The 9,485-nt window shown below is 43.3% G+C and carries 8 protein-coding genes; all 8 read right to left on the reverse strand.

Annotated elements, in window-relative coordinates; translation table 11 throughout:
• Window positions 1–378 precede the first annotated feature (378 nt).
• Entirely contained in the window at window positions 379–1,332 is a 954-nt protein-coding gene (locus ACTQ50_RS01545) for an ABC transporter ATP-binding protein (RefSeq protein ID WP_441482664.1), read from the reverse strand.
• The gene (locus ACTQ50_RS01550; protein ID WP_441482665.1) at window positions 1,316–2,404 is read right to left on the reverse strand and encodes an ABC transporter ATP-binding protein; all 1,089 of its coding nucleotides are present in this window, start codon (window positions 2,402–2,404) and stop codon (window positions 1,316–1,318) included. Before ACTQ50_RS01550 ends, ACTQ50_RS01545 begins: the two co-directional genes overlap by 17 nt.
• An 11-nt stretch (window positions 2,405–2,415) precedes the next feature.
• A complete protein-coding gene (locus ACTQ50_RS01555; protein WP_441482666.1) occupies window positions 2,416–3,477 on the reverse strand; it encodes an ABC transporter permease in 1,062 nt (353 codons plus the stop codon).
• A gap of 4 nt (window positions 3,478–3,481) precedes the next feature.
• Complete coding sequence (locus tag ACTQ50_RS01560; RefSeq protein WP_441482667.1) at window positions 3,482–4,417, reverse strand: ABC transporter permease; 936 nt, start codon at window positions 4,415–4,417, stop codon at window positions 3,482–3,484.
• A 266-nt stretch (window positions 4,418–4,683) separates the two neighbouring features.
• Complete coding sequence (locus tag ACTQ50_RS01565) at window positions 4,684–6,333, reverse strand: peptide ABC transporter substrate-binding protein (RefSeq protein WP_441482668.1); 1,650 nt, start codon at window positions 6,331–6,333, stop codon at window positions 4,684–4,686.
• A 523-nt stretch (window positions 6,334–6,856) separates the two neighbouring features.
• Entirely contained in the window at window positions 6,857–7,291 is a 435-nt protein-coding gene (locus ACTQ50_RS01570) for an RrF2 family transcriptional regulator (protein WP_148460989.1), read from the reverse strand.
• A 266-nt stretch (window positions 7,292–7,557) separates the two neighbouring features.
• A complete protein-coding gene (locus ACTQ50_RS01575) occupies window positions 7,558–8,973 on the reverse strand; it encodes a type IV secretory system conjugative DNA transfer family protein (RefSeq protein WP_441482669.1) in 1,416 nt (471 codons plus the stop codon).
• A gap of 61 nt (window positions 8,974–9,034) precedes the next feature.
• Window positions 9,035–9,319, reverse strand: coding sequence for a hypothetical protein (locus ACTQ50_RS01580; RefSeq protein WP_441482670.1), 285 nt, complete (start codon window positions 9,317–9,319; stop codon window positions 9,035–9,037).
• Window positions 9,320–9,485 lie beyond the last annotated feature (166 nt).

The raw sequence follows: 9,485 nt of genomic DNA on the forward strand, positions 1-9,485 counted from the left end.
TTCCGTTTTTATATACATAAATTCCCACTTTTTCTATATTATAAGGCATTCTTTTCCATTACGCAACAAAACTGGCTTCGAAAGTTTTTCTGATTTCCTGCTTTTTTTTTGACATTATTGTTATATTTGGAGAAGCCTTCTTTTACACTCATATTTATGGTGTAACTGTTCCATGCACTTACAGTTATACGCTTCGCAATACATCAAGGCTCTCCCGAACGCATTAGTCGCAGTTGGCGATCAGTTCGCTGGAGCGTTGCTCTGGCGAGTGACTAATACACATTGTCCGAATGCGTCCCTCCTCGACAAACTTTTCAACACACAAAATACGCCTGCATAGCGGCTTACTCATTCGCTACGCAGGCGCAATCTTAACTATTAGTATTCCAGCTTCGGCATACTCTTAAATTTCTCAAACTCCGCATCGGTACATTTCACATAATGCGTACCGCTAATATGGTGATAAGTACCATCCCCATAATTCATTCCAGAGGTCTTATAATCATAGGTCTCAGCCACACGGTTCTTCTCCACTGCCGGGTTCGGGGACGGGATGGCGGAAAGAAGGCTTCGTGTGTATGGGTGCATTGGATTCTCGAAAATCTCCTCTGTGGTACCAGTCTCCAGAAGATGTCCCAGATGCAGAACCCCAATACGGTCAGAAATATACTTAACCATGGAAAGGTCATGAGCGATAAACAGATACGCAGTACCGGTCTCCTGCTGGATATCCTTCATCAGATTGACAACCTGCGCCTGAATGGACACATCAAGAGCAGAAATACACTCATCTGCAATGATCAGCTTCGGGTTCATGATCAGCGCACGTGCAATACCAACACGCTGTCTCTGTCCACCAGAAAACTGGTGCGGATATCTGGCCGCATGTTCCGGAGCCAGACCAACCTTTGCCAGAATCGCTTTGATCTTCTCCTCACGCTCTTCCTTATTCTTATACATATGATGAATATCAAGGCCCTCGCCAAGAATATCCCTTACCTTTTTACGCGGATTCAAAGATGCCATAGGATCCTGGAAAATCATCTGCATCTGTGTTCTCAGAGCCTTATTGGTCTCCTTATTCATCTTTCCGCTGATATCCATACCGTTAAACTTGATAGTTCCAGCGGTAGGATCGTAAAGTCTGATAACACTACGTCCGATAGTAGATTTTCCGGAACCGGACTCTCCAACCAGTCCATAGGTTTCCCCAGGGTAAATTTTGAAGGAAACATCTTCTACTGCATGTACGGTAAAGCTGCTGCTTACCTTAAAATACTGCTTTAATCCATCCACAGTAAGGATCGGCTCAGCATCATAATTTACTGCCATGTTCCTCGGCCTCCTTCTTCATTCTTTCGATTCGGTTCTTTAACTCCACTGGCATTTCCACCTTAGGAGCTCTTGGATCAAGAAGCCAGGTAGCTGCGAAATGATCCTTTGTGATCTGGAACATCGGTGGCTCCAGCTTGTCATCAATCTCCAGCGCATAACGGTTACGCGGTGCAAAAGCATCGCCAGGCTTCTCGTGAAGCAGGTTTGGCGGAGATCCCGGGATGGTATACAGTCTCTCGTCGTCTGTATTTAAATCAGGCATGGAGGAAAGAAGTCCCCAGGTATATGGATGGCGTGGATCGTAGAAAATTTCATCAGTTGTTCCTCTTTCCACGATTTTTCCAGCATACATAACATTTACGAAATCTGCCACCTTGGCAACAACGCCCAGGTCATGAGTAATATAGATAACAGAAATTCCACGTTCCTTCTGAACCTTCTTGATCAGCTCAATGATCTTCGCCTGGATCGTTACATCAAGAGCGGTGGTCGGCTCATCACAGATCAGAAGATCCGGGTTGCAGGCCAGGGCAATGGCGATAACCACACGCTGACGCATACCACCGGAAAGCTGGTGTGGATAGTTCTTCATACGCTTCTCAGCGTCCTCGATACCAACCTCTTTCAAAAGCTCAACAGCGCGGTTCCATGCCTCCTGCTTCGGAGTCTTGAAATGCCAGCGCATACCCTCCATGATCTGTTTTCCAATGGTCATGGTCGGGTCAAGGCTTGTCATAGGATCCTGGAAAACCATGGCGATTCTTTTTCCATTAATGTGTCTGCGGATCCATTTTTTATCTTTTGTCAGGATATCAACTGTCTCTGGAGTTCCGTCTGCATGATGATAGCTGAACTCAATTGTTCCTTTTTCCACCTTTGCGTTGGAAGCCAGGATACCCATTGCAGCTTTCATGGTAACGGATTTACCGGAACCGGATTCACCTACGATTGCAACCGTCTCCCCTTTATAAAGGTCAATGTTGATGCCTCGGATAGCGTGTACCGTTCCTGCAGTTGTGGAAAAGGTGATATCCAGGTCTTTGATATTAAGAATTCTTTCATCTGACATTGAAAATCACCTCACATTTCTTTTAATTTCGGATCAAGTGCCTCACGAAGACCGTCAGCAACCAGGTTGAAGCTGAGCATCAGAAGTGCCATCACAATGATCGGCGGGATGATCTGATACGGATGAGTGGTAAAAAAGTTAAATCCGTCAGAGATCAAAGATCCCAGGGAACACTGCGGTACCGGAATTCCAAGTCCTACGAAGCTTAAGAATGCCTCTGTGAAAATCGCGGTAGGAATGGAGAACATAACCTGTGTAATGATCGGTCCGATAATGTTCGGAAGTACTTCTTTAAAGATAATGAAGAAACTGCCTGCACCAAGTGTTCTGGATGCAAGAACGAACTCCTGCTCTTTTAATTTCAGCATCTCAGCACGGGCGATACGGCTCATACCGATCCACTCCGTCAGCATTAGGGCGATAACGATAGTCAAAATACCAGGTTTGAAAACCAGGAGCATCAGGGTTACGATAACAAGTCTGGGGATACCGTTGGCAACCTCCAGGATACGCTGCATGACCATATCCACTCTGCCGCCGAAGTAACCGGAGATCAGACCATAGCTCATACCGATCAGCATATCGATAATAGCTGCTGCAATGGCAATGATCAGGGAAACACGGGCTCCGGACCAGGTTCTTGTCCAGATATCACGGCCCAGGTTATCGCTTCCAAACCAATAATAAACATCTGTGAGACCTTTTTCCTCGTAGTTATTGATGGTCTTGGTACCTTTGGAAGTGTTGAAGTTCTCATCACCATTAAAAATACCAAATTTCTCAAGAGCTTTTACACGAGGTGCACAGTTCTTTTCATTTAAGTTCTGACCGGAATATGTATAGTCATTCATGCCAGGACCGATTGCTGCCATGATGGTGATAAGGATGATCAGAACCAGACCAACAATGGCACTTGTTTTTTTCACGAAGCGGAGCAGGACATCTTTCCAGAAGCTCTGTGCCGCAAAGTTGGAATCAATGCCGATCTCTTCAGCATTGTTTTTCAGGCGGAAATCAGATTCCACTGGAACGTATGCTGCCTGAACAGTTTCTGCTGCGGTGCTTTTTTCCATGATGTCAGTCTCCTTTCTTTGCAAGTCGGATTCTCGGGTCGATCACACCATAGAGAATATCTACAACCAGCATGATTACAATATACATTGCGGAATAAATAAAGCTTAAGGCAATAACCACGTTGTAGTCGTTTGACTGGATGGCATTTACCAGAAGGCTTCCAACTCCGGGAATTGCGAAGATTTTTTCTACTACCAGAGAACCGGTCATCAGGTCAACGATCAGCGGAGCCAGAACGGTGATGATGGGGATCAGGGCATTTCGAAGTGCATGGCGGAAGATCAGTGCAGATCCGGAAATACCTTTGCTCTCTGCCAGAAGCATGTAGTCACTTCCCAGAACCTCCAGCATCTCGCTTCGGGTAAAACGTGCGATGGATGCCATGGTGAACATGGAAAGAGCTATACTTGGGAGCACGCTGGACATGCCCGCGTTGTTTGCTTTATACAGCATTGGGAACCACTGGAGACGGAAACCAAGGCTATAGCTAAGGCCAAGGGCAAATACGTAGGATGGCACCGACACACCGATTACCGATATGATGGTGGCCAGGGAATCCCATATGGTGTTATGCTTCAAGGCCGCCAATAGTCCCAATAGCAACCCGACTATGGCTCCAATGGTGACGGCAAGTCCTCCGATTCCGATAGAGATTGGAAGTCTTGTCTGGATCATCTGGGAAATAGGGGTGTTCTTGGAAATGTTGTAGCTGACACCAAGATCGCCTTTTAACATATTCTTGGCGTAGTTTGCAAACTGGACAACTACCGGTTGGTCCAGACCGTATTTTACGTACAGCGCTGCACGCTGGTCATCATTTAACTTCTCATCATTGAACGGGGAACCTGGCATGAGCTGCATGAGGACAAACAGCACCAGCAGGATTACCAGTAGGGTGAAGAAGGAAGTTAAAACTCGTTTGAGCGTATATTTTTTCACGACAGTTCCTCCTTGGGTTTTGTTCGTTGCAATCCACAGAATAAACAGCAATTCTTTCATTACGATTCATTTCCGAATCAGTAACTTTCTTTTTCTCTGCTGCAAAGTAATTCGCAGCTCTATCATTGTTTGTTCTGCGGATGGCAACGGCAATATGTAACGATTCCGTTCTTTTGGAATGGGATTTGCCGAATCGTTACGGCAATATTACTTCAAAAGCCGCACCGGGTAAAACCCTGGTGCGGCTGAAGTTATTCAATTACAACTTATTCAGATTTTACTGCATTTTTGTATACACGGTTCAGTGCGCATGGATGGAAGTCTACGCCAGTTACTGCGCTGGACATCATCTCTGCGTTTGCCTGTGTGTAAAGTGGGAAGATTACAGCGTCATCCATAACAAGTTTCTCTGCGTCATACATTCTAGCCCAACGTCCTTCAGCATCTGTGCAAAGGTCACCAGTTGTGCACTCTGCGATGATGGAGTCATAATCTGCATTGCTCCACAGACCATAGTTGTTGGAGTTGTCTGTAATCCACATTCCAAGATATGTCATCGGGTCTGCATAGTCTGGTCCCCAACGGGTAAGAGCTACCTCGTAGGTTCCGTTCTGCATATCCTCAACACGCTGTTTCTTAGGCTCTACTGTAAGGTTTACAGTTAATCCTGGAAGAGCTGTCTCCCACTGCTCTTTCAGAACCTGTGCAACTTTCTGAGGTGCATCATCAGCGTCAACGATCATATCAAGCTCGATCTCTGTCTCGCCAAGTTCCTCAAGACCTTTTGCCCAGTAATCAGCAGCTTTCTCTGTGTCATATGCGCAAACATCGGAGAATTTCTCCTGATCTGCGGAGAAGTCAGATCCGTCAGGACCTGCTGCAAACTGCATAGGAACTGCTGTATAAGTCGGAAGGGAACCATCTTTCAGAACGTCTGTTGTGATGGATTCACGATCGATTGCCATTGTCATTGCCATACGGATATTTAAATTTGCAAGCTCTGGAACAGCTGAGATGTTAGGGCTTACATACCAAAGATATCCAGCACCGATTGTCATGAACTCAGGATCATCTTCAACCTGGTCAACCTGCTCACCGTTTACAAGTGTAAGGTCAAGGTCGCCTGTCTGATAACTCATAAGAGCCTGCTGGGAATCCTGAATTACCTGATAGTTAAGTCCCGGAAGGGAAATATTGTCTGCATCGTAGTAGTCAGCGTTCTTTGTAAGGTGGATCTCTGTTGCAGCTGGCTCATAGGTATCAAGTACGAATGCACCGTTGGAAAGTGTGGTGTCTGGGCTTGTACCAAATGTATCTGCGCATGTCTCAAAGAATGCTTCGTTTACCGGATAGAAAGTTGGGAAGTACATCAGTGACAGGAAGTAGGATACTGGAACATTCAGTTTAACCTCCAGTGTCTTGTCGTCAACTGCTGTAACACCAAGCTCGGATTTGTCTTTCTCACCAGCGATGATTTCTGCTGCGTTCTCAACCTGGCCAATGTCGCTTAACATGTAAGCGTACTCGGAAGCTACATCCGGGTCAACTGCTCTCTGCCATCCGAATACGAAATCGGAAGCGGTTACAGGATCACCGTTGCTCCACTGTGCGTCACGAAGATGGAAAGTATAGGTAAGTCCATCATCTGATAAATCATAGCTCTCTGCAATGGCCGGAACTGCCTGTCCGTCTGAGTCCATCTGCATAAGACCGTCGGTATAGTCTGCGATTACCTCAAAGGATGTTCCATCAGTAGCCTGCTGTGGGTCAAGGGACTGTACCGGAGTTTCCAGCATAACATTCAGGTCAGATGTGCTCTCTTCTACTGCTGCAAAAGCAACTGTGCCAGTGCTCATGAGACCAACTGTCATTGCGGAAGCTGTCAAAAGGGAAATTACTGCTTTTGACTTTTTCATAATCTTTTCCTCCTCTTCTCGAAAATAGATTCAAGACTGTTTTTAATTGTACGTCTTGTATCTGCTTTTCGTATAATAACACATCAACGTTGTAAAGTAAAGAACTTTTTTGTCTAAATTGTGAACTTTTTCTTTGTAATGGGGGCAGGTGTGTTTACATAGCGGACATTTTGGGGAATAATATATACTAAAAAAAGAGAAACCAATATGATACAATACTATTGTTACCGCCTCTGAATCTGGTAACAGAAAGGAGGTGAATTATATGGAGGTTTTCACATCTCTTATTGTTGCTGTCATGGGTGGTGTAATTTGCCATTACATCATCAAATGGCTGGATGGTGACAACTAGTCGGTAATGAGCCTATGGAACTAAGCCCTTCCATAAAAATTGGGAATAGAAAACCCCAGTGCTGCAACACTGGGGTTTTCGTTTGTAGTTGAACTACATGGATTTTTCACATCTCTTTGCCTATTGGCATTATAGCATATGTTTTTTTTCTTTTCAATATGCATTTTATAATTAGATTACATAATCATCTGCACTTGCAGCCTGCCAGTCAAGGAGATCTCCTAATGTGATGTTATCTACCACTTCGTTGATGGCATCGTCAATCTTTTTCCAGAGGATACGTGTGACACAGGCGTCACCCTTCTCGCAACCGCCTCCGTCTGGGGCTACACAGTCTACCGGGGAGAGGCAGCCTTCTGTCAGTCTGAGGATCATGCCAACTGTGTACTCTTCTGGTCTGCGCTGCAGGGAGTAACCGCCCTGAGGTCCGCGGACGCTCTTCACATATCCAGCCTTATTTAATACGGAAATGATCTGCTCCAGGTATTTCTCTGAAATCTCCTGTCTGCGCGCTACATCCTTTAATCTGATCGGCTCTCCATTATCGTTGGTAGCCAGGTCAAGCATTAACTTTATTGCATATCTACCCTTAGTGGATATTCTCATTTCAATTCCTCCTGCTCTGGGATCCTGCCTGCGGCAGCTGCAGTAATTTACATCAGAATGCTGAAAGAACCAACCTCACCTGCTTTATGTCTGGCAAAATCCATCTCTAAAAGATTATACCTTTTAATTCCTATTATTTCAATAGGAAATTACCTTTTTCTTATATCAGGAATGTAGTTTTTCTGTTCATAATTTTTTATTAATTTTTAAAAGAAGGTTCACCCCTAAACTATGATAGCAGCCAAAAGGTATGTTTTTCTCAATATTTACAAATATTTATAACGATATTTTTTAAACTTATATTTGAAACGAACTGCTTTTTGCAGTGTAAGATTAACGAAAGCCTCTCCTACCTCTAAATGTAGAATATCCCAATCTTCTACCGCATTCCCCTCCCGTTGAAGTGTAATAGGTTTTCCATCATAATAATAAGACAGATTCTGATAATTAGCTCCGAAACGTTCTGAAATGAACTGTCTTGATTCCAAATCCCAGGTTTGAAAACAGAAACTATTCATAAATCCAGCGGCAATTACCTTTCCCTTCTCTTCTCCATAAGCATCATAAAGCTGTGTTATGCTCTGAAGTCCTGCAATCACTTTGACACCTAGGCTACGACCAAAATTTAATGCATCTTGTAAATGTATAAGATTTGGAAGAAGACTTGCTTCATCAATAATAAAATAAATATTTCCTCTGTTTTCTTTTCTACCTCCAAGAGCTTCTTTCAAAGCAAGATCAAACAAAATTCGATAAATTGGAGCCAACGTAATTCCAACGCTCAAATCGTATTCTACAAAAACAGATTTTCCCTGTTTTTTTCTTACCAGATCACGCATGCTTATGCTTCCATTTCCATAATCCTGGGCGAACGAGCCGGAAAACATATCATTAACCATAGAATTGATTTCTGCAATAACCCCCAGCCCCTGGCTGCCTAACATATTGCCGTCTTTGGTAACACCCAGATATGTAGTTGCACTTCTAAAGTCCTCATATTTGTACAGCATTTTGTGATAATCTACGGCAGTTGCTTTTTGAATATAGTTGACAAAGTCTGCTGTAGTCAGTTCCTGTTTAATCACATTGCTATTTTTCTCACGAATCTTATGTATAAATACCTTTGAAACAATATCTGCAGCCGCACGCACAAAGAAAGGCTGGCTGGAGGACTCTCTTCCTACAAATAACTGTTTCGATATTTCTTTTGCAACTGATGAACTTGTTTTTTCATCAAATCTGCCAGAAGCATCCTTTAATTCATCAAATATATTCCAGGACTTGGATAACCCTCTATATTCTTCCGCATGTGCCAGCAATACATGTTTACTATTATTTTTGTCAAAAAAATGCCTTTTATAATCACCTTTAGAGTCAAATATGATCATAATATCTTCATCTGTCATTGACTCCTGAAGTGATTCAATAATAAAATTGAAAACATTTGTTTTTCCAGAACCAATTCCTCCAAGCAATAATAAATGTTTTGACAAAATATCGTCAGATAAACCAAATGTTCTTTCATTGTCTGAAGGGAAAAAAACTTTATAGTCATTATCGCTTAAATATTTTGGAATTGTTCCAAAATTAATATCTTCTCCATATAGCAAATGTTTTTCTACGCTAAAGTTATTCTTATAATTTTCTTCCTCATTTACATAAGAACGCCTGCTCCCAAACATAGCTTCTCCTTCTTGCGCATTTTCAGCTTTCGCTTATCTTTTCCTTATTTGGACGTTATTTTTATTCTTCCATAGAGATCCCAGCATCCATTTCAGCTTCAAATCCCCCTTCTATCTCCTCTGATTCTTCTATCCCCTCTGCTTCTTCTATTTCCTCTGTTTCTTCTATTTCCTCTGTTTCCGCTTGTCCCTCTTCACGCTCCATTTCTTCATTCTCGCTTAATGAATTTGTATCAAATTCCCTATAGGTACATCCGCTTCCTAATCTCATATCAACATAGTCTTCTGCTCCGCACAATTCATTTGCCGCTTCTCTTTGCTCAGCTGTTAAGCCAACCTCCTGCAAAGGATCGATTTCCGGGGCATACTGTATCGCTTCTGCCTCCCATTTTTCCTGCAGGGTGTTATAGCTACCGTTTTTTATCCGAAAGCTACCGGGCTTGCCAGTCCATGAACAGACGGTTATAATGACCATAAATCTATAGAAAGAAAAAGAGCATTCCCTTTATGAT

It is taken from the genome of Blautia sp. Sow4_E7 (assembly GCF_052116245.1).
Taxonomy (GTDB): Bacteria; Bacillota; Clostridia; order Lachnospirales; family Lachnospiraceae; genus Blautia_A.

Coding starts and splice junctions, on each gene's coding strand:
- ACTQ50_RS01565 (WP_441482668.1), bottom strand. CDS start 6,333: ATGAAAAAGTCAAAAGCAGTAATTTCCCTTTTGACAGCTTCCGCAATG.
- ACTQ50_RS01545 (WP_441482664.1), bottom strand. CDS start 1,332: ATGGCAGTAAATTATGATGCTGAGCCGATCCTTACTGTGGATGGATTA.
- ACTQ50_RS01575 (WP_441482669.1), bottom strand. CDS start 8,973: ATGTTTGGGAGCAGGCGTTCTTATGTAAATGAGGAAGAAAATTATAAG.
- ACTQ50_RS01570 (WP_148460989.1), bottom strand. CDS start 7,291: ATGAGAATATCCACTAAGGGTAGATATGCAATAAAGTTAATGCTTGAC.
- ACTQ50_RS01555 (WP_441482666.1), bottom strand. CDS start 3,477: ATGGAAAAAAGCACCGCAGCAGAAACTGTTCAGGCAGCATACGTTCCA.
- ACTQ50_RS01550 (WP_441482665.1), bottom strand. CDS start 2,404: ATGTCAGATGAAAGAATTCTTAATATCAAAGACCTGGATATCACCTTT.